The 18391-nt window shown below is 67.6% G+C and carries 15 protein-coding genes; 4 read left to right on the top strand and 11 right to left on the bottom strand.

From position 1 onward, the window contains the following. Nucleotides 1-63 precede the first annotated feature (63 nt). From dnaG to KS03_RS06430, 4 genes are all read right to left on the bottom strand, one after another. Nucleotides 64-1950, bottom strand: coding sequence for a DNA primase (dnaG, locus tag KS03_RS06445; protein ID WP_015877617.1), 1887 nt, complete (start codon nucleotides 1948-1950; stop codon nucleotides 64-66). A gap of 52 nt (nucleotides 1951-2002) precedes the next feature. After that, entirely contained in the window at nucleotides 2003-2449 is a 447-nt protein-coding gene (locus KS03_RS06440; protein WP_015877618.1) for a GatB/YqeY domain-containing protein, read from the bottom strand. Between the two features lie 184 nt (nucleotides 2450-2633). Next, on the bottom strand, nucleotides 2634-2846 hold the full coding sequence (gene rpsU, locus KS03_RS06435; protein ID WP_006479415.1) for a 30S ribosomal protein S21: 213 nt from the start codon (nucleotides 2844-2846) through the stop codon (nucleotides 2634-2636). A gap of 78 nt (nucleotides 2847-2924) precedes the next feature. Beyond that, the gene (locus KS03_RS06430) at nucleotides 2925-4337 is read right to left on the bottom strand and encodes a BaiN/RdsA family NAD(P)/FAD-dependent oxidoreductase (RefSeq protein WP_257739411.1); all 1413 of its coding nucleotides are present in this window, start codon (nucleotides 4335-4337) and stop codon (nucleotides 2925-2927) included. A 34-nt stretch (nucleotides 4338-4371) separates the two neighbouring features. Here KS03_RS06430 and tsaD point away from each other — a divergent pair, with 34 nt between their 5' ends. After that, entirely contained in the window at nucleotides 4372-5412 is a 1041-nt protein-coding gene (tsaD, locus tag KS03_RS06425) for a tRNA (adenosine(37)-N6)-threonylcarbamoyltransferase complex transferase subunit TsaD (RefSeq protein WP_015877621.1), read from the top strand. A gap of 74 nt (nucleotides 5413-5486) precedes the next feature. On the opposite strand, the gene folE2 is transcribed toward tsaD, so the two are convergent. The 4 genes from folE2 to KS03_RS06405 form a co-directional block, all read right to left on the bottom strand. Next, nucleotides 5487-6293, bottom strand: coding sequence for a GTP cyclohydrolase FolE2 (gene folE2, locus KS03_RS06420; protein WP_015877622.1), 807 nt, complete (start codon nucleotides 6291-6293; stop codon nucleotides 5487-5489). Nucleotides 6294-6462: 169 nt separating this feature from the next. Beyond that, nucleotides 6463-8367, bottom strand: coding sequence for a 1-deoxy-D-xylulose-5-phosphate synthase (gene dxs / locus KS03_RS06415; RefSeq protein ID WP_015877623.1), 1905 nt, complete (start codon nucleotides 8365-8367; stop codon nucleotides 6463-6465). 85 nt (nucleotides 8368-8452) lie between these two features. Next, nucleotides 8453-9337 carry a polyprenyl synthetase family protein gene (locus KS03_RS06410; protein WP_015877624.1) on the bottom strand — a complete coding sequence of 295 codons (885 nt, stop codon included), beginning with the start codon at nucleotides 9335-9337 and terminating at the stop codon, nucleotides 8453-8455. Beyond that, a complete protein-coding gene (locus tag KS03_RS06405) occupies nucleotides 9334-9627 on the bottom strand; it encodes an exodeoxyribonuclease VII small subunit (RefSeq protein WP_015877625.1) in 294 nt (97 codons plus the stop codon). The genes KS03_RS06410 and KS03_RS06405 overlap by 4 nt, the downstream gene beginning before the upstream one ends. A gap of 269 nt (nucleotides 9628-9896) precedes the next feature. On the opposite strand from KS03_RS06405, the gene KS03_RS06400 reads away from it, so the two are divergent. Next, nucleotides 9897-11003, top strand: coding sequence for an aromatic ring-hydroxylating oxygenase subunit alpha (locus KS03_RS06400; RefSeq protein ID WP_015877626.1), 1107 nt, complete (start codon nucleotides 9897-9899; stop codon nucleotides 11001-11003). A 103-nt stretch (nucleotides 11004-11106) separates the two neighbouring features. Then, nucleotides 11107-11976, top strand: a complete 870-nt coding sequence (locus tag KS03_RS06395) for a sulfurtransferase (protein ID WP_017432263.1) — start codon at nucleotides 11107-11109, stop codon at nucleotides 11974-11976. A 15-nt stretch (nucleotides 11977-11991) separates the two neighbouring features. Here KS03_RS06395 and KS03_RS06390 read toward each other — a convergent pair whose 3' ends face one another. The 3 genes from KS03_RS06390 to polA all read right to left on the bottom strand — a co-directional run bounded on the left by KS03_RS06390 (nucleotide 11992) and on the right by polA (nucleotide 17447). Continuing rightward, nucleotides 11992-12867, bottom strand: coding sequence for a dienelactone hydrolase family protein (locus tag KS03_RS06390; RefSeq protein WP_015877628.1), 876 nt, complete (start codon nucleotides 12865-12867; stop codon nucleotides 11992-11994). Nucleotides 12868-13095: 228 nt separating this feature from the next. Then, nucleotides 13096-14466, bottom strand: a complete 1371-nt coding sequence (locus KS03_RS06385; protein ID WP_017423610.1) for an NAD(P)/FAD-dependent oxidoreductase — start codon at nucleotides 14464-14466, stop codon at nucleotides 13096-13098. A 227-nt stretch (nucleotides 14467-14693) separates the two neighbouring features. Continuing rightward, on the bottom strand, nucleotides 14694-17447 hold the full coding sequence (gene polA / locus KS03_RS06380) for a DNA polymerase I (RefSeq protein WP_015877630.1): 2754 nt from the start codon (nucleotides 17445-17447) through the stop codon (nucleotides 14694-14696). A gap of 1 nt (nucleotide 17448) precedes the next feature. Here polA and KS03_RS06375 point away from each other — a divergent pair, with 1 nt between their 5' ends. Then, a complete protein-coding gene (locus KS03_RS06375; protein ID WP_015877631.1) occupies nucleotides 17449-18216 on the top strand; it encodes an LOG family protein in 768 nt (255 codons plus the stop codon). Nucleotides 18217-18391 lie beyond the last annotated feature (175 nt).

The raw sequence follows: 18391 nt of genomic DNA, 5'->3' as shown, positions 1-18391 counted from the left end.
AAGCCTCTTCCTTCCCCGTTAGTCACTTCCTTCCCGATTGGCCGCCTGCGGACAGCCCCGCCATTACAGGCCAAGCCGCGCCTTCATTTCGGTACGCGCGCGGTTCAGTACGACGAGTTCGGCCAGCTCCTCCGGGGACGGCTTCGAAAGCCTCGCCAGCTCGTTGCAGCGGTCGTTACAGGCGTCGTAGCGCATCTTCAGCACGGCCGCCTTCAATTCCTCGCCCGCGATCCGCTCCCGCTCCCGCACGGTTTCCTGCGCCTCGCCGTCCTCGGCAGGATCCGACATGAGATCGCGAACGTTTTCATCATAGTCGAGAATTTCACGAATGATTTCGTCATAGGTTTCCGCGTTCGCCGAACTGCGTAGAACGTCGGGCAACAGCCGGAATTCAGCCGCATCCCCCAGTGCACGCGCATGGCCGAGCACCTCGTCGAACAGTTCCCCATTTCTCGGCAAGCCGCGCAGCGTGGCGATCTCGTCGTCGTCGAGCAGCATCGCGATGCGCGGATGCATGATCAGGTTGCGCAGCGCGCGCTTCTCCTGGTCGGTCACGCGCCGGCGGTCGTTGCGCGCGGGTGCCTGGCGCAGCGGCGCGGGAATCCGCGCATCGACCTCGCTCAGGCTCGCCACTTCCTCGAACGGGATGTCGAGGCGATCGGCGAACATATGCATGATCTGCGCGCGCAGCGCGTTGGCGGGCAGCGCCTGCAGCAGCGGCTTCGCGTCGAACAGGGCCTTGGCCCGCCCTTCCGGCTGGTCGAGTTCCTTGTCGCGGATCGCCTCGTTGAGCAGGAACTGCGACAGCGGCATGGCACGGCGCACCTGCTCGGAAAACGCGTCGGCGCCGAACTCGCGCACGTAGCTGTCCGGATCGTGCTCGGCCGGCAGGAACAGGAAGCGGATCGTCCGATTGTCGGCCGCGTGCGGCAGGCAGGCCTCGAGCGCGCGACGCGCGGCGCGGCGGCCGGCCGAGTCGCCGTCGAAGCTGAACACCACGGTATCGGTCTGCCGCAGCAGCTTCTGCACATGGATCGGCGTGCAGGCCGTGCCGAGCGTGGCCACCGCGTTCGGGAAACCGAGTTGCGCGAGCGCGACCACGTCCATGTAGCCCTCCACCACCAATGCGTACTTGTGCTCGCGGATCGCAAGGCGCGCCTCGAACAGCCCGTACAACTCGCTGCCCTTGTTGAAGAGCGGCGTTTCCGGCGAATTGAGGTACTTCGGTTCGCCGGAGTCGAGCACGCGGCCGCCGAAGCCGATCACGGCGCCCTTCACGTTGCGGATCGGAAACATGATGCGCTCGCGGAACCGGTCGTAGCGGCGCGCGGCGCCCTGCGCATCGGTCTTCTCGCTGACGATCACGAGCCCGGCCTCGACGAGCTCCTCGCGCCGGTAGTCCTCGAACGCCTCCTCCAGGTTCTGCCAGCCGTCCGGCGCATAGCCGAGCCCGAAGCGCAGCGCGATCTCGCCCGTCAGGCCGCGCTTCTTCAGATACTGGATCGCGTTCGGCGCGCCGCGCAGCTGCTTGCGATAGTAGTCGCAGGCGGTCTGCATCACGTCGGTCAGCGCCGTGGTCAACGATTTCGACACGGCCGGCAGCGGCGCACCCTCGCCGCCATGGCCGCCGTAGCCACCGCCGCCACGCATCGGCGAGGGCTCGCGCGGCACGCTCAGCCCGACCGATTGCGCGAGCTGCTCGACGGCCTCGGGAAACGTGAGCCCGGCGTGTTCCATCAGGAAGCCGATCGCGGTGCCGTGCGCGCCGCAGCCGAAGCAGTGGTAGAACTGCTTGGTCGGGCTGACGGTAAACGACGGGCTCTTCTCGTTGTGGAACGGGCAGAGCCCCATGAAGTTGGCACCGCCCTTCTTCAGCTGGACGTAACGGCCCACCACGTCGACGATATCGACGCGGTTGAGCAGGTCCTGAAGAAACGAATGCGGGATCACGACGGCGGCCTGGGTCGAACGCGGCGGGCACGGCGTGCGTGCCCGCCTTCGCTTACTTGACGAGCGCCGCCTTGGCGAGCGCAGCCACCGCCGTCATGTCGGCCTTGCCGGCCAGCCGGGTCTTGAGCGCGGCCATCACGCGGCCCAGATCCTGCGGGCCGGACGCGCCGAGCGCGACCACCACCTCCTGCACGGCGTCGGCCACCTCGGCATCGGACAATTGCGCCGGCAGGTAGGCAATCAGCACCGCCATTTCCGCCTGCTCCTGCGCGACCAGGTCGTCGCGGCCGGCCGCCTGGAACTGCGAGATCGAATCCTTGCGCTGCTTCAGCATCCGCTCGACGATCGTCGTCACGCCGGCGTCGTCGAGCGTGACGCGCTCGTCGACCTCGCGCTGCTTGATCGCGGACAGCAGCAACCGGATCGTGCCGAGCCGCAGGGTGTCCTTGGCGCGCATGGCGGTCTTCATGTCTTCGCTGATCTGATCTTTCAAACTCATGGCTTTACCCGGGTGAGGAAAAAACATCGAATGCCGGAATGCCGGACCTCAACACAAAAACCCGCTTGAGAGTGTCTCAAGCGGGTTTGCTCGAATCCGGCATCGACAGCCTGCAGGATGGGACCACCGGCACGCCGCGCGGACTGCCTGGCGGCGCTTCGACATAGGGTGACTCGCGCCGCTCTCAGTAGAGCTTCTTCGGCAGCGTCTGGCTGCGAATGCGCTTGTAGTGACGCTTCACGGCCGCCGCCTTCTTGCGCTTGCGCTCCGCCGTGGGTTTCTCGTAAAACTCGCGCGCACGAAGCTCGGTCAGCAAGCCGTTCTTCTCGATCGTGCGCTTGAAGCGGCGCATCGCGACTTCAAAAGGCTCGTTTTCTTTAACGCGAATGATCGTCATGACCCGTCACAGAAAAGTGAGTTTTACGGAGAAAGATCAGGGAGTATAGCAGACGGATTGCACAAATGCACTATCCCGTCAAGTCCTTCCCGTCAGTTCGGCCGCGGCCTGCCCGGCGGCCACGCCCGAGGCCCAGGCCCACTGGAAGTTGTAGCCGCCAAGCCAGCCCGTCACGTCGACCGATTCGCCGATGAAGAACAGGCCGGGCACCCGCGCGCTCATCATCGTCGCCGACGACAGCTCGCGCGTGTCGACGCCGCCCTTGGTCACCTCGGCCTTGCGGTAGCCCTCGGTGCCGTCGGGCACCAGCGTCCAGCGCGACAGCGCCGCGCCCACCTGGCGCAGCGCCTTGTCCGGCAGGTCGGCGAGCCGCGCGTCGGAGGCAACGCGCTGCGTCTCGAGCCAGACCTGGGCGAGCCGGGCGGGCACCCACTCCGACAGCAGCGCGCCGATCTGCCGCTTCGAGCCCGACTTGGCCTCGAGCAGCGCGGCGGTGGCGTCCTCGCGCGGCAGCAGGTCGATGTGGATCGGCTCGCCGGGACGCCAATAGCTCGAGATCTGCAGGATGCCGGGGCCGGACAGGCCGCGGTGCGTGAGCAGCAGATCCTCGACGAACTCGCCGCCGTCCTTTCTCCCCCCGGTCGCCACCCGCACTTCGAGCGAGACGCCAGACAGCGCCGCAAACGGCGCCCAGTCGGCGGCCGCGAAGGTCAGCGGCACCAGCGCCGGGCGCGTGTCGACCAGCTTGTGGCCGAATTGCTTGGCGAGCCGGTAGGCGAAATCGGTCGCGCCGATCTTCGGGATCGAGAGCCCGCCCGTGGCGACGATCAGCGCCTTCGCCCCGATCGCGCCGGCGTTCGTGTCGAGCGCGAAGCCGGTGCCCTCGGCGTGACGCACCGCTGCCACCGCCACCGGCCGCCGCCAGGCGATGCCGCCGGCGTCGCATTCGGACTTCAGCACGTCGATGATGCCGTCGCTGAGCTGATCGCAGAACAGCTGGCCCTTGTGTTTTTCGTGCCAGCTGATGCGATGCCGCGCCAGCAGGGCGAGAAAGTCGCGCGGCGTGTAGCGCGCCAGCGCCGAGCGGCAGAAGCGCGGATTCTGTGAAAGATAGTTGTCGGGGCCGGCGTTCAGGTTGGTGAAGTTGCAGCGGCCGCCGCCCGAGATCCGGATCTTTTCCGCCAGGCGCGGCGAATGATCGATCAGCACCACGCGGCGCCCGAGTTGTCCGGCCACGGCCGCGCTCATCATGCCGGCGGCGCCCGCGCCGATCACGGCGATATCGAAATGTTCCATGGCGCGGATTGTAACCGCCGTCGCCCCGGCTGCCCGCCTGCCGCCTGCCGACGGTCGGCGCCGCGCGCACGGCAATACCGGCAATATCCGCTCGATGCCGATAGCGGCCCGCCCCGATCGCCTTGCGGCGCGGCATCGCCCGCGCTCCGGCCAGGCGCCGAAACGGGACGCGCTGGTATACTGCCCGGTTGCCATTGCCTATCCGGCCCTCCGGCCGCTCCACCGAACCATGCTTGTCCTCGGCATCGAAAGCTCGTGCGACGAAACCGGCCTCGCGCTCTACGACACCGAGCGCGGCCTCGTCTCGCACGCGCTCCATTCGCAGATCGCCATGCACCGTGAATACGGCGGCGTCGTGCCCGAGCTCGCCTCGCGCGATCACATCCGCCGCGCGCTGCCGCTGCTCGAGCAGGTGTTCGCCGCAGGCGGCGCGCGGCACGAGGACGTCGACGCGATCGCGTTCACACAAGGCCCTGGCCTCGCGGGCGCGCTGCTGGTCGGCGCGAGCATCGCGAACGCGCTGGCGATGGCCTGGGACAAGCCCGCTATCGGCATCCATCATCTCGAAGGGCATCTGCTCTCGCCGCTGCTGGTGGATGCGCCGCCGCCGTTCCCGTTCGTCGCGCTGCTGGTGTCGGGCGGCCACACGCAGCTGATGCGGGTGACCGGGGTAGGCGTCTACGAGACGCTGGGCGAAACGCTCGACGACGCGGCCGGCGAAGCGTTCGACAAGACCGCCAAGCTGATCGGCCTCGGCTATCCGGGCGGCCCGGAAGTCTCGAAGCTGGCCGAGCACGGCACCCCCGGCGCGGTCGCGCTGCCGCGGCCGATGCTGCACTCGGGCGATCTCGATTTCAGCTTCAGCGGCCTGAAGACGGCCGTGCTCACGCAGATGAAGAAGATCGAGGCGAGCGGCGCGGCAGGCGAAGCGCTCGATGCGGCGAAGGCCGATCTCGCGCGCGGCTTCGTCGACGCGGCCGTCGATGTGCTGGCCGCCAAATCGCTCGCGGCGCTGAAGCAGACCAAGCTGAAACGTCTGGTGGTGGCAGGCGGCGTCGGCGCGAATCGGCAACTGCGCGCGGCACTGTCGGCCGCCGCGAAGCAGCGCGGCTTCGAGGTCCACTACCCCGATCTCGCGCTCTGCACCGACAACGGCGCGATGATCGCGCTGGCCGGCGCATTGCGCCTCGCACGCTGGCCGGATCAGGCGAATCGCGACTACGCGTTCACCGTGAAGCCGAGGTGGGACCTGGCCGCGCTCGCTCGCTGAGCACGGGGCGCGCCGTCGCCCCCGAGCGCCCCGCCGCGACGAGGGGAGGCCTTTGCCCCTTGCACGCGCCGCATTCAGGCGATCCGCTTGTCGCGCTCGATCAACGCATAGGCGCTGTGGTTGTGGATCGACTCGAAGTTCTCGGCCTCCAGCACGTAGGCGGCGATCCGATCGTCCGCGTCGAGCCGCTGCGCGACGTCGCGCACCAGATCCTCGACGAACTTCGGGTTCTCATAGGCACGCTCGGTGACGAACTTTTCGTCCGGGCGCTTGAGCAGCCCCCACAGCTCGCATGACGCCTCTTCCTCGGCGATCCGGATCAGATCCTCGGCCGGCACGTCGGCGTTCAGCTCGGCGTCGATGGTCACGTGCGAGCGCTGGTTGTGCGCACCGTACTGCGAGATCTGCTTCGAACACGGGCACAGGCTGGTGACCGGCACGAGCACCTTCAGGAACAGCCGCGTGACGCCGTCGCGCAGGTCGCCTGCCAACGTCACCTGATAGTCGAGCAGGCTCTTCACGCCCGACACGGGCGCCGTCTTGCGCACGAAATACGGAAACGACACCTCGATGCGGCCGGCCTGCGCCTCGAGCCTGACGAGCATCGACGCGAGCAGGCCGCGAAACACCTCGGCTGTCAGCGGCTGGTCGTTTTCCTCGAGCAGCGCCACGAAGCGCGACATGTGCGTGCCCTTCTGGTCGGCAGGCAGCTGCACGTCGAGATTCCACGTCCCGACACTCGGCTGAATCTCACCGGTGCCGCCGCGCACGCTCAGCGGATGCCGGACCGCCTTCACGCCGACGCGCTGAATCGGGATCTGCCGCGTATCGACGGTGCTCTGCACGTCGGGCATCGCGAAGCCGGGGTTCATCTGGTTCATCTGGTTCGATCCTTGTTATTGTGTCGCGCGCCATAGCCGGCGCACGCCCTCGCCAGCAGAGGCGCTACGCCGGAAATGCAACATGGGCCCGCAGGCCCATGTTTTCGGATCCGGACGCCAGTTCCGGACACGACGGCCAGGCCGCCCGGCGGCCCAGCCGTCCACTGCGTCAGGCCACCCGCTTCGCCTGCCGGGCAAGCTCGGCGGACTGGCTCAGGAAACGCTCGCGAATCGACTTCGCGATGCCCGCCGCATCGAGGCCGCACAGCGACAGCAGCTTGGCCGGCTCGCCATGATCGATGAAGCGATCGGGCAGGCCCAATTGTAGTACGGGCCGGATAACCCCACTTTCCATCAGGGCTTCCACGCAGGCCGAACCGGCCCCGCCCTGCACGCAGCCTTCCTCGACCGTCACGAGGTAGTCGTGCGTCTCGGCGAGCTCGCGGATCAGCTCCGCGTCCACCGGCTTCACGAAGCGCATGTTGGCCACGGTGGCGTCGATCTGCTCGGCCGCCGCGAGCGACGGCGCGACCATCGTGCCGAACGCGAGGATCGCCACGCGCTTGCCCTCGGGCTGCGCCGAACGGCGGCGCACTTCGCCCTTGCCGACCGGCAGCGCCGTCATCGCCTTCACGGTGGGCACGCCGGCACCGGCGCCGCGCGGATAGCGCACCGCCGTCGGGTTGGGCTGCTGCACCGCCGTGTAGAGCATCTGACGGCACTCGTCCTCGTCGGACGCGGCCATGACGGTCATGTTCGGGATGCAGCGCAGAAACGCGAGATCGTAGGCGCCCGCGTGCGTCGCGCCGTCGGCGCCGACCAGGCCGGCCCGGTCGATCGCGAACACCACCGGCAGGTTCTGCAGCGCGATGTCGTGGATCAACTGATCGTAGGCGCGCTGCAGGAACGTCGAATAGATCGCCACCACCGGCTTGAGCCCTTCGGTGGCGAGGCCGCCCGCGAACGTCACGGCGTGCTGCTCGGCGATGCCGACGTCGTAGTAGCGCGCGGGGAAGCGCTTCTCGAACTCGACCATGCCCGAGCCCTCGCGCATCGCCGGCGTGATGCCGACCACCCGCGCATCGAGCTCGGCCATGTCGCAAAGCCACTCGCCGAACACCTGCGTGTAGGTCTTCTTGGCGGGCGCCGCCGACGGCTTGATGCCTTCGGCCGGGTTGAACTTGCCCGGGCCGTGGTAGAGCACCGGGTCGGCCTCGGCGAGCTTGTAGCCCTGGCCCTTCTTCGTGACCACGTGCAGGAACTGCGGGCCGCGCAGTTCCTTGATGTTCTGCAGCGTCGGGATCAGCGAATCGAGGTCGTGACCGTCGATCGGGCCGATGTAGTTGAAGCCGAACTCCTCGAACAGCGTGGCCGGCACGACCATGCCCTTGGCGTGCTCCTCGAGCTTGCGCGCGAGTTCGAGCACGGGCGGCGCGACGCTCAGCACGCGCTCCACGCCGGCGCGCGCGGCCGCGTAGAAGCGGCCCGACATCAGGCGCGCGAGATGGCGGTTGAGCGCGCCCACGGGCGGCGAGATCGACATGTCGTTGTCGTTGAGGATCACGAGCAGCTTGGCATGCTCCGACACGCCGGCGTTGTTCATCGCCTCGAAGGCCATGCCGGCCGTCATCGCGCCGTCACCGATCACGGCGATCGAGAACCGGTCGTCGCCGTTCAGCTGGCTGCCGATCGCCATGCCGAGCGCGGCCGAGATCGAGGTGCTCGAGTGCGCGGTGCCGAACGTGTCGTAGACCGACTCCGAGCGGCGCGGGAAGCCCGAGATGCCGTCGAACTGGCGCAGCGTGGCCATCTGCTCGCGACGGCCGGTCAGGATCTTGTGAGGATAGGTCTGGTGGCCGACATCCCACACGATGCGATCGTCCGGCGTGTTGAACACGTAGTGCAACGCCAGCGTCAGTTCGACGGTGCCGAGGTTGGACGACAAATGGCCACCCGTCTTCGACACGCTGTCGAGCACGAAGGCGCGCAGCTCGTCGGCGAGCGGTTGCAGTTGGCGGCGATCGAGGCGGCGCAGATCCGCCGGATCGTCGATGGTTTTCAGCAGGTCGTACATCGTCGTTCCATTGTAGGAAATCAAACGCGCCCGCACTCCTTCGCGCGCCTTCTTGCAAGGCCAGGCGCGGCGGCGGGCTTTCGCGTCAGCTGACCCGGTTCACCACCAGGTCGGCGAGTTCGGCAAGGCGTTGCGCGCGCGCGCCGAACGGTTGCAGCGCCGCGTGCGCATCGGCGCGCAACTGCGCGGCCAGCTCGCGCGACGCATCGAGACCGATGATCGACACGTAAGTGGGCTTGTTGGCTGCCGCGTCCTTGCCAGCCGTCTTGCCGAGCGTGGCCGAATCGGTGGTGACGTCGAGAATGTCGTCGACCACCTGGAACGCGAGACCGACCGCGGCTGCATAGGCGTCGAGCGCGCGCATGGTGTCCGCGGTCGGCGTCTCGCCGGCCAGCGCCCCCATGCGCACCGAGGCACGCAGCAGCGCCCCCGTCTTCATCCGGTGCATCGTCTCAAGCTGCTCGCGCGTCAGCATCTGGCCGACGCTGGCGAGGTCGATCGCCTGCCCGCCGGCCATGCCGATCGAGCCGCTCGCGAGCGCCAGCTCGCGCACGAGCGCGGCCTGCTGCTGCGGCGAGAGCGCGGCCGCGTCGGTCAGCGCCACGAACGCCTGCGACTGCAGCGCGTCGCCGACCAGCAGCGCCGTCGGCTCGTCATACTGCACGTGGACGGTCGGCTTGCCACGGCGCAGCGCATCGTCGTCCATGCACGGCATGTCGTCGTGAACAAGCGAATAGACGTGGATCATCTCCAGCGCGGCCGACGCGGCATTGCTGGCCGCCTCGCTCGCGCCCGTCAGCTCACCGGCCGCATGGCACAGCAGCGGCCTCACGCGTTTGCCCCCACCCATCACCGCATAGCGCATCGCTTCGTGCAGCGTGCCGGGAACCACCGTGTCGGCCGGCAGATAGTGGCCAAGCGCATCTTCGACGCGCGCCAGCACCGCGCGCATCCATTGTTGGAATGTCATAGATCGTCGTCTTCGCCGTCCGTAGCGGCCACGCCGGTGGAGTGCGGCTTCAGCGCGGCCCCGTCGAGCACGCGCACCTGCTGCTCCACCTTGTCGAGCTGCTGTTGGCAAAACGCAACGAGGACTGCGCCGCGGCGATATGCGCTCAGCGAATCCTCGAGGCTCAGGGCGCCACCCTCCATCCGTGCGACCAGCGTCTCGAGTTCCTCGAGCGCGGTTTCGTAGGAAGCCGGCGCCGAATCGGGACCGGCACCCGACGCCGCGGCGTCCGGGGTTGCGTTTTTCGCCATGGGACGAGGTGTCAAATTAAAAACAAGTCGGACATTCTACGGCAAAAGCGGATTCGGGGCCCCGTCCGCGCAGCCGATCCGCCCCGTCGGTGCGGACCGCCAAGCAGGCGCGCAACCGGGGCCTCGCCATCGACGGTCAAAATTTTGACACAAATCAGGCACTTAACTTACCCGCTCGATGCACTTCCGAGTATAATCATCGGTTCCCCTAAATCGATTCTTCGATGGTTGGGTTGTTCACTGCTTTCACGCTTTCACCGGGAGTGGGAATGTCCAATCTGAGCGACGCGCTGCAGTTGAAGTCGGCATCCAGCCAGCTTCCAGTCACGGCTTATTTCGACGAGGCGCTTCTGGCGCGCGAAGTCGAAACTCTCTTCAGGCAAGGACCTCGTTACATCGGGCACGAGTTGATGGTGCCCGAGGCTGGAGATTATTTCGCGCTGCCATCCGAAAAGGAAGGCCGCGTGCTGGTGCGCAACCAGGAATCCCGCGTCGAGTTGCTTTCCAATGTCTGCCGTCACCGGCAGGCGATCATGCTGAACGGCCGCGGCCATGCGAGCAACATCGTGTGTCCGCTGCACCGCTGGACCTACGATCTCGACGGCCGCTTGCTCGGGGCGCCGCACTTCCCCGACAAACCCTGCCTGAACCTGAACCGCACCCCGCTGCAGAATTGGCAGGGGCTGTTGTTCGAGGCGGAAGGCCGCGACGTTGCCAAGGATCTCGCGAACCTCGGCCCGCGCCATCACTTCAACTTCTCGGACTACCTGTTCGATCATGTCGAAGTGCATGAGTGCAACTACAACTGGAAGACGTTCATCGAGGTCTACCTCGAGGATTACCACGTCGTCCCGTTCCACCCGGGCCTCGGCAGCTTCGTGTCCTGCGACGACCTCAAATGGGAGTTCGGCGACTGGTACAGCGTGCAGACGGTCGGCGTGCATAACGCGCTCGCCAAGCCGGGCAGCCCGACGTATCAGAAGTGGCACGAGCAGGTGCTGCGCTTTCGGGACGGCGTGCCGCCCGAGTTCGGCGCGATCTGGATGGTCTATTACCCGGGCCTGATGATCGAGTGGTATCCGCACGTGCTCGTGGTGTCGTGGCTGATTCCGCGCGGCCCGCAGCAGACGACCAACATCGTCGAGTTCTACTACCCCGAGGAAATCGCGCTGTTCGAACGCGAATTCGTCGAGGCCGAGCGGGCGGCCTATATGGAAACCGCGGTCGAGGACGACGAGATCGCGATGCGCATGGACGCCGGCCGCCGTGCGCTGATGGAGCGCGGCGAATCGCAAGTCGGGCCGTATCAAAGTCCGATGGAAGACGGCATGCAGCACTTCCACGAGTTCCTGCGCCGCAAGCTGGGCACGATCTGACGCGGCCGGCATCGCGGCGGCACAATCCGCAAAAGACAGGCTTCGGCCTGTCTTTTTTTGTTTAGACTTGTTGGTTCCGGCCCGTTTCCCCGCAGGAGCTACCATGTCCCACACGCATTACACGACGCTCATCTCCGCCGACAATCTGGCGGAACGTCTCGCCGCCGCGCCGGACAGCCTGATCGTGTTCGATTGCCGCTTCGACCTGACCGATCCCGACGCCGGCGCGCAAGCCTACGCGACCGGCCATCTGCCCGGCGCGCGCTATCTGCACCTCGATCGCGATCTGTCCGGCCCGAAAACGGGCAGCAACGGCCGCCATCCGCTGCCCGCGCGCGAGACGCTGGTCGCCACGCTCGCCGCGAAGGGCCTGCGCGCGAACCAGCAGGTGGTAGCCTACGACGCCCAAGGCGGCATTTACGCGGCGCGGCTGTGGTGGCTGCTGCGCTGGCTCGGCCACGACTCGGTGGCGGTGCTCGACGGCGGCCTGCAGGCGTGGCAGGCGGCGGGCGGCACGCTCACGCGCGACATGCCGGCCGAACGCGCCGGCGATTTCCGCGCGCAACCGCCGCTCGCCACCGTGGTCGACGCGGCGGCCGTGGTCGCCAATCTGGCATCGAAAGCGCGGCTGGTGGTGGACGCGCGCGCCGCGGACCGCTACCGCGGCGAGAACGAGACGCTCGACCGCATCGGCGGCCACATCCCCGGCGCCGTGAACCGCTTCTTCAAGGACAATCTGAATCCGGAGGGCCGCTTCAAGAGCGGCCATCAACTGCGTGACGAATGGATCAGCGTGATCGGCGAGCAGCCCGCCAACAACGTGATCCTGCAGTGCGGCTCGGGCGTGACGGCCTGCCATAACGCGCTGGCCATGGAGATCGCCGGGCTCCACAACCCGCTGCTCTACGCGGGCTCGTGGAGCGAATGGAGCGCGGACCCGTCGCGGCCGATCGCGACCGGCCCGACCCGCTGATCCGCAGGCCCGGCGTCACATGACGCCGTACTTGTGGAACCACGCGAGCGCGCGCCTCCAGCCGTCCTCGGCATCGGCCTTCACGTAGCTCGGCCGGTAGTCGGCGAAGAACGCGTGCCCCGCATCCGGATACACGAGAATCTCCGACTCGCGCCCGGCCTGAGTGCCGCTCGCGAGCAGCTTGCCGCGCATCTGGGACAGCGTATCCTGCGCAATGCTGTCGTCCTTCGCGCCGTACAGGCCGAGCACCGGCGCCTTAAGGTCGGCCGCGTGATCGATCGGGTTGAACGGCGTCATCTCGTTGCGCTCGCCGGTCAGCTTGCCGTACCAGGCCACTGCCGCGCGCACGTGCGGATTGTGCTCGGCAAACAGCCAGGCCTGCCGCCCGCCCCAGCAGAAACCGGTGACGCCGAGCCGCGTCGGGTCCCCGCCGTTCTTGCCGGCCCACGCGACCGTCGCGTCCAGATCCTCGCTGACCTGGCGATCGGGTACCTTGCTGACGATCGCCTCGTAGAGGCCCTGGATGGTCGGGTATTTCGACGGATCGCCCTGCCGCGCATACAAGTCCGGCGCGATCGCGAGATAGCCGAGCTTCGCGAAGCGGCGGCACACGTCGGCAATGTGCGCATGGACCCCGAACACCTCGTGGATCACGACGATCACCGGCAGGTTGCTCTTGCCGTCCGGCTGGGCGCGGTAGGCGGGAACGCTGGCGTCGCCCGACCGGATCTCGACCGTATCGCAATCGAGACCGTTGCTGTCGGTCGTGATCGTTTGTGCCGACACCGGCAGCACCGCGGCGGCGAACGAGCCGCCGAGCGCCGCCTGCACGAAGCGGCGGCGACTGAACGGGACGTGGGGAACGAGACTGTCCACTTCGGGTTTCAGCATGGAGGGCTCCTGATTATTCAGCGCGGTGGTGCCGCCGGGTATGGCGGCGGCACCGGGAATTCGAACGGACGTGAACGGCAACGACGGTCATCATCCGTCCCCGTTCGTCCGGAACCCGCACACGATGCCGAAACATGGCCGGCGCCGTCAACTGTTTCGAGCACGCCGCGCCGGGTGGCGCCGGCCGTCGGCGCACCGCCGGCCCGGCGCGCGGTGCTTCGGGGCGCGTCAGTGCAGCTTCACGCGCGGCAGCGTGGAGCGGCGCAGCCAGTGCGCCACGGTGTCGAGCATCATGCGGGGATAGCCATGCAGCGCAGCGATATGGAGCCGGTACAGCGACATGTACATGAAGCGCGCGAACAAGCCCTCGATCAGCATGTTGCCGCCGATCAGGCCGCCCATCAGGCTGCCGACTGCGCTGAAGTGGCCGAGCGACACCAGCGAGCCGAAATCGCGATAGGTGAATGACGGCAGCGGCCGCCGTTCGAGCCGGCAGGCCAGCGCACGCAGCAGGAAGCTCGCCTGCTGGTGCGCGGCCTGCGCGCGCGGCGGCACGCCGCGATCGTTACCCGGCCACGCGCAGGCGGCGCAATCGCCCAGCGCGAACACGTCGTCGTCGAGCGTGGTCTGCAGCGTCTGGCGCACCACGAGCTGGCCGAGCCGGTTCACCTCGAGGCCATCGAGCTGCGATAGCAAGGCCGGCGCCTTGATGCCGGCTGCCCAGACCGTCAGGTCGGCGCGCACCGACTGGCCGCTCGCGGTACGCACGCATCCCGGCGCGACCTCGGTCACGCGCTCGCCCGTCATCAGCCGCACGCCGAGTTTCCCGAGTAGTTCGGCCGTCGCGTTCGCCACGCGCTCGGGCAGCGCGGGCAGGATGCGCGGCCCCGACTCGATCAGCACGATGCCGACGTCGCGCTGCGGGTCGAGCTTGTGCAGACCATACGCGGCCAGGACCTGAGCGGTATTGCGCAACTCGGCGGACAGCTCCACGCCGGTCGCGCCGGCCCCGACGATCACGACCTGGACGCGCGGTTCGGCCGGCTCCGCCGGCTGAGCCGCCTGCGGCCGGTCGGGTTCGACGCCGGGCTGCGCGGGCTCCGGCACGCGATGCTCGGCGCGGATGCAGGCCGCGATCAGACGCTTGCGAAAACGCTCCGCCTCGCTCACCGTGTCGAGCGCGATGGCGTGCTGCTGCGCGCCCTCGACACCGAAGAAGTGGGTGGTACTGCCGATCGCGATCACCAGCGTGTCGTATTCGAGCTCGCGCTCGGGCATCAGTTCGAGGCCGTCGCCGTCGTGGACGGCGGCCACCAAGACGCGGCGGGCCCCGCGGTCGATCGAGATCAGTTCGCCCTGCTGGAACTCAAAGCCATGCCAGCGCGCCTGGGCCGCATATTCAAGCTCCTGTGTAAAAGGGTCCATGCTGCCCGCGGCCACCTCGTGCAGCAGCGGTTTCCAGATGTGCGTCGGATGACGGTCGACGAGCGTGACGTGGGCGCGGGCCTCGCGCCTGCCGCGTGCGCCATAGCGGTCGCCGAGCCGGGTCGCGAGTTCGAGCCCGCCGGCACCGCCGCCTATGATGATGAAACGATGCATCGATCCCCCTTTCGCGGTTCAGTAACGCATGCGACCGGAGGCGAAGCGGCGTCTCCGGCGGCCGGCGCGCCCGCTTCGCAGGATGGCGATGGCACGGCGCGCGCGCCGCACGACTGCCGCACGAATCGTGCCCCGGTACATGCCCGGGTTCGTGCCTGGCGGCGACGGCATCGCCCGCGGGGCGGCAGGGGGCGGCGGCCTGCGCCGCCGGCCCCGTATCGCACCGCTCAGTGGGCCTCCTCCCAGTTGGTGCCGGCACCGACCTCGGCCACCAGCGGCACCTTCAGCTTGGCGACGCCGCTCATCATCTCGGGCAGCTTCTCGCGCACCAGCGCCAGTTCGGCATCGGGCACCTCGAGCACGAGTTCGTCGTGGACCTGCATGATCATGCGTGAACGCAAGCCGTCGCGTTCGAGCCAGCCGTCCACGGCGATCATCGACAGCTTGATCAGGTCCGCGGCCGTGCCCTGCATCGGCGCGTTGATCGCGGCGCGTTCGGCCGCCTGGCGGCGCGGGCCGTTGCCGCCGTTGATCTCGGGCAGCCACAGGCGGCGGCCGAACACGGTTTCGACGTAGCCCTGCGCCTTGGCCGACGCGCGCGTCGTTTCCATGTAGTTCGCCACGCCCGGATAACGCGCGAAATAGCGGTCGATGTAGAGCTTGGCGGCGTCGCGCGTGATGCCGAGATTCGAGGCGAGACCGAACGCGCTCATCCCGTAGATCAGGCCGAAGTTGATGACCTTGGCGATGCGGCGCTGGTCGGTGCTGACTTCGAGCGGCGTCACGCCGAACACCTCGGCGGCGGTCGCGCGGTGGATGTCCTCGCCCTGCGAGAACGCGCGCAGCAGCGATTCGTCGCCGGAGATGTGCGCCATGATGCGCAGCTCGATCTGTGAATAGTCGGCCGACACGATCTTGCAGCCGGGCGCGGCGATGAACGCCTCGCGAATGCGCCGGCCCTCGGCCGTGCGCACGGGGATGTTCTGCAGATTCGGATCGTTCGACGCGAGCCGCCCCGTCACGGCCACGGCCTGCGCATAGTTGGTGTGGACACGCCCCGTGCTCGCGTTGATCATGCGCGGCAGCTTGTCGGTGTAGGTGGACTTGAGCTTCGACAGGCCGCGATGCTCGAGCAGCAGCTTCGGCAGCGGATAGTCCTCGGCCAGCTTCTGCAGCACCTCCTCGTCGGTGGAGGGCGCCCCGCTCGGCGTCTTCTTCACCACCGGCAGCTGCAGCTTCTCGAAGAAGATTTGGCCGATCTGTTTGGGCGAGCCGAGGTTGAACTCGCCGCCCGCGAGCGCATAGGCCTCGCGTTCGAGTTCGACGAGCCGCACCGCGATCTCGCGGCTCTGTGCCTCGAGCCGGCCGCTGTCGATCAGCACGCCGGTGCGCTCCATCTTGCGCAGCACGAACGACACGGGCAGCTCGATCTCGGTATAGACGCGCTTCAGGCCCGCTTCGCGCTCGACCTGCGGATACATCACACGGTGCAGCTGCAGCGTGATGTCGGCGTCCTCGGCGGCGTAGGCGGCGGCCACGTCCAGCGCGACCTCGTCGAAGCCGATCTGCTGCGCCCCCTTGCCCGCCACGTCCTCGTACTTGATCGTCTTGACGCCGAGATGGCGCAGCGCGAGGCTGTCCATGTCGTGCGTGCGATGCGATTCGAGCACGTAGGACTCGAGCAGCGTATCGTGCTCGACGCCGTTCAGCGCGATGTCGTAGTTGGCGAGCACCTGCGCGTCATACTTCAGATGCTGGCCGACCTTCTTGCGCGCCGGATTTTCGAGCCAAGGCTTGAGCTTCGCGAGCACCTCGTCGCGCGGCAGTTGCTCGGGCGCGTCGGGGCCGCGATGCGCGACCGGCACGTAGGCCGCGCTGCCGGGCTCGGTGCACAAGGACAGGCCGACGATCTGCGCGACCATCGGATCGAGCGAGGTCGTCTCGGTGTCGAACGACGTCAGCGCGGCCGCGTCGATCTTCGCCAGCCACGCGTCGAACTGCGCCCAGGTCTGCACGGTTTCGTAGTTGCGCTCGATCTCGGCGGCGGCCGGCACCGGGTCGATGCCCTCGGGCGCGGCCGCGGCGGCGCCGTCCTCGGGCATCGCGTCGAGTTCGCGCCGCCAGGTCTTGAAGCCATAGGTCTCGAAGATCGGCAAGAGCGCGGCGCGCGACTCCGCACCGGTGGCGAGCGACGCCTCGATCGACTCGACCTGCGGCTTCAGCTCGCAGGCCGTCTCGACCGTCACGAGCTTGCGCGCGAGCGGCAGGAAATCGAGCGCGCGGCGCAGGTTGTCGCCGACCACGCCCTTGATCTCGGCCGCATGCTCGACGATGCCGTCGAGCGTCTCGTACTGCGTGAGCCATTTGACGGCCGTCTTCGGGCCGCACTTCTCGACGCCGGGCACGTTGTCGACGGTATCGCCGATCAGCGACAGGTAATCGACGATGCGCTCGGGTGGCACGCCGAACTTCGCGATCACGCCCTCGCGATCGAGCAGCTCGTTCGTCATCGTGTTGACGAGCGTGACGTGGCTCGTGACGAGTTGGGCGAGATCCTTGTCGCCGGTCGAGATCACGACCTTCATGCCGCGCGCCTCGGCCGCGCGCGCGAGCGTGCCGATCACGTCGTCGGCCTCCACGCCCTCGATCATCAGGAGCGGCCAGCCGAGCGCACGCACGGCCTCGTGGATCGGCTCGATCTGCAGCGCGAGATCGGGCGGCATCGACGGACGGTTCGCCTTATAGTCGACGAAGAGATCGTCGCGGAACGTTTTGCCCTTTGCATCGAACACGCACGCGCTATACTCTGCTCGGACTTCCTTGCGCATGCGGCGCAGCATATTGATGATCCCGTAGAGCGCGCCAGTCGGCTCCCCACCCGGCCCGCGCAAATCGGGCATTGCGTGGTAAGCCCGATAGAGATAGCTCGAACCATCCACCAATAGCAGGGTTTTACCTTCCAGGTTCCGTTCTTCAGGCATTATGAATAAGAGAAAAGTGATTCCGAGCTTGCGTTCGCTCGCAGATCAAGAACGCGCGACGGCCAAGAAAGCCCGCGCATCGTGGCAGATGTTCACGATTATGGCAGAGTTTATCGAGGCGACCGAGTACCTGTCCGAGATCCGCCCCGCCGTCAGTATCTACGGTTCGGCACGCCTGAAGGCCGATTCTGCGCACTATCAGCTCGCCACCCAGATCGCGCGCAAGCTCTCCGACGCGGGCTTCGCGGTGATCTCCGGCGGCGGCCCCGGCATCATGGAAGCGGCGAACCAGGGCGCCCACGCCGGCAAGGCGCCGTCGGTGGGCCTCAACATCGAGTTGCCGCACGAACAGTCGGGCAACCACTACCAGGACATCTCGCTGCGCTTCCGCCATTTCTTCACGCGCAAGGTCACGTTCGTGAAGAACTCCGACGCGGTGGTCGTGATGCCGGGCGGCTTCGGCACGCTGGACGAGCTGTCCGAGGTGCTCACGCTGATCCAGACCAAGAAATCGCGCCTCGTGCCGATCATCCTGGTGGGCAGCGAGTTCTGGCAGGGCCTGCTGCAATGGTTCCGCGACCAGCTGATTCCGATGGGGCTGATCAATCCGGACGACATGAACCTGATGCAGGTGATCGACGATCCGGACCAGGTGCTGGAAGCCGTGCTCGCGTTCTACGAGGACACCGGCGAAGACGGCAGCGCGCAGGAAAAGCCCGGCCAGGGGAGCGACGAACGCGGCGACGACGACCGGATGTTCTATCTGTAATCACCGGGCGGCTTGATCGGCCCGAACGGGCGACGCTCGATGCGCCGCCCGTTTTTGTTTGCGCGCCGCACGGCGCCGCACCGGCACGGGCAGCCGAACTGCTTCGTACTGCGACAGGCCTGACGGCAGGCGTACCGCAGCCAGCTGGGACGGCGCCCGGCTTGCCGCGCCGCGG

Origin of the sequence: Burkholderia glumae LMG 2196 = ATCC 33617, assembly GCF_000960995.1 — a bacterium.
GTDB lineage: Bacteria > Pseudomonadota > Gammaproteobacteria > Burkholderiales > Burkholderiaceae > Burkholderia > Burkholderia glumae.
This window is presented reverse-complemented; position numbering and strand designations above follow the sequence as displayed.

Excerpts from the sequence above, each read along its gene's own strand:
- polA (WP_015877630.1), bottom strand. The coding sequence starts at position 17,447 with ATGCCTGAAGAACGGAACCTGGAAGGTAAAACCCTGCTATTGGTGGAT.
- tsaD (WP_015877621.1), top strand. The coding sequence starts at position 4,372 with ATGCTTGTCCTCGGCATCGAAAGCTCGTGCGACGAAACCGGCCTCGCG.
- KS03_RS06410 (WP_015877624.1), bottom strand. The coding sequence starts at position 9,337 with ATGACATTCCAACAATGGATGCGCGCGGTGCTGGCGCGCGTCGAAGAT.
- KS03_RS06395 (WP_017432263.1), top strand. The coding sequence starts at position 11,107 with ATGTCCCACACGCATTACACGACGCTCATCTCCGCCGACAATCTGGCG.
- KS03_RS06390 (WP_015877628.1), bottom strand. The coding sequence starts at position 12,867 with ATGCTGAAACCCGAAGTGGACAGTCTCGTTCCCCACGTCCCGTTCAGT.
- KS03_RS06375 (WP_015877631.1), top strand. The coding sequence starts at position 17,449 with ATGAATAAGAGAAAAGTGATTCCGAGCTTGCGTTCGCTCGCAGATCAA.
- KS03_RS06400 (WP_015877626.1), top strand. The coding sequence starts at position 9,897 with ATGTCCAATCTGAGCGACGCGCTGCAGTTGAAGTCGGCATCCAGCCAG.
- KS03_RS06385 (WP_017423610.1), bottom strand. The coding sequence starts at position 14,466 with ATGCATCGTTTCATCATCATAGGCGGCGGTGCCGGCGGGCTCGAACTC.
- KS03_RS06405 (WP_015877625.1), bottom strand. The coding sequence starts at position 9,627 with ATGGCGAAAAACGCAACCCCGGACGCCGCGGCGTCGGGTGCCGGTCCC.
- dxs (WP_015877623.1), bottom strand. The coding sequence starts at position 8,367 with ATGTACGACCTGCTGAAAACCATCGACGATCCGGCGGATCTGCGCCGC.
- folE2 (WP_015877622.1), bottom strand. The coding sequence starts at position 6,293 with ATGAACCAGATGAACCCCGGCTTCGCGATGCCCGACGTGCAGAGCACC.
- rpsU (WP_006479415.1), bottom strand. The coding sequence starts at position 2,846 with ATGACGATCATTCGCGTTAAAGAAAACGAGCCTTTTGAAGTCGCGATG.
- KS03_RS06440 (WP_015877618.1), bottom strand. The coding sequence starts at position 2,449 with ATGAGTTTGAAAGATCAGATCAGCGAAGACATGAAGACCGCCATGCGC.
- KS03_RS06430 (WP_257739411.1), bottom strand. The coding sequence starts at position 4,337 with ATGGCAACCGGGCAGTATACCAGCGCGTCCCGTTTCGGCGCCTGGCCG.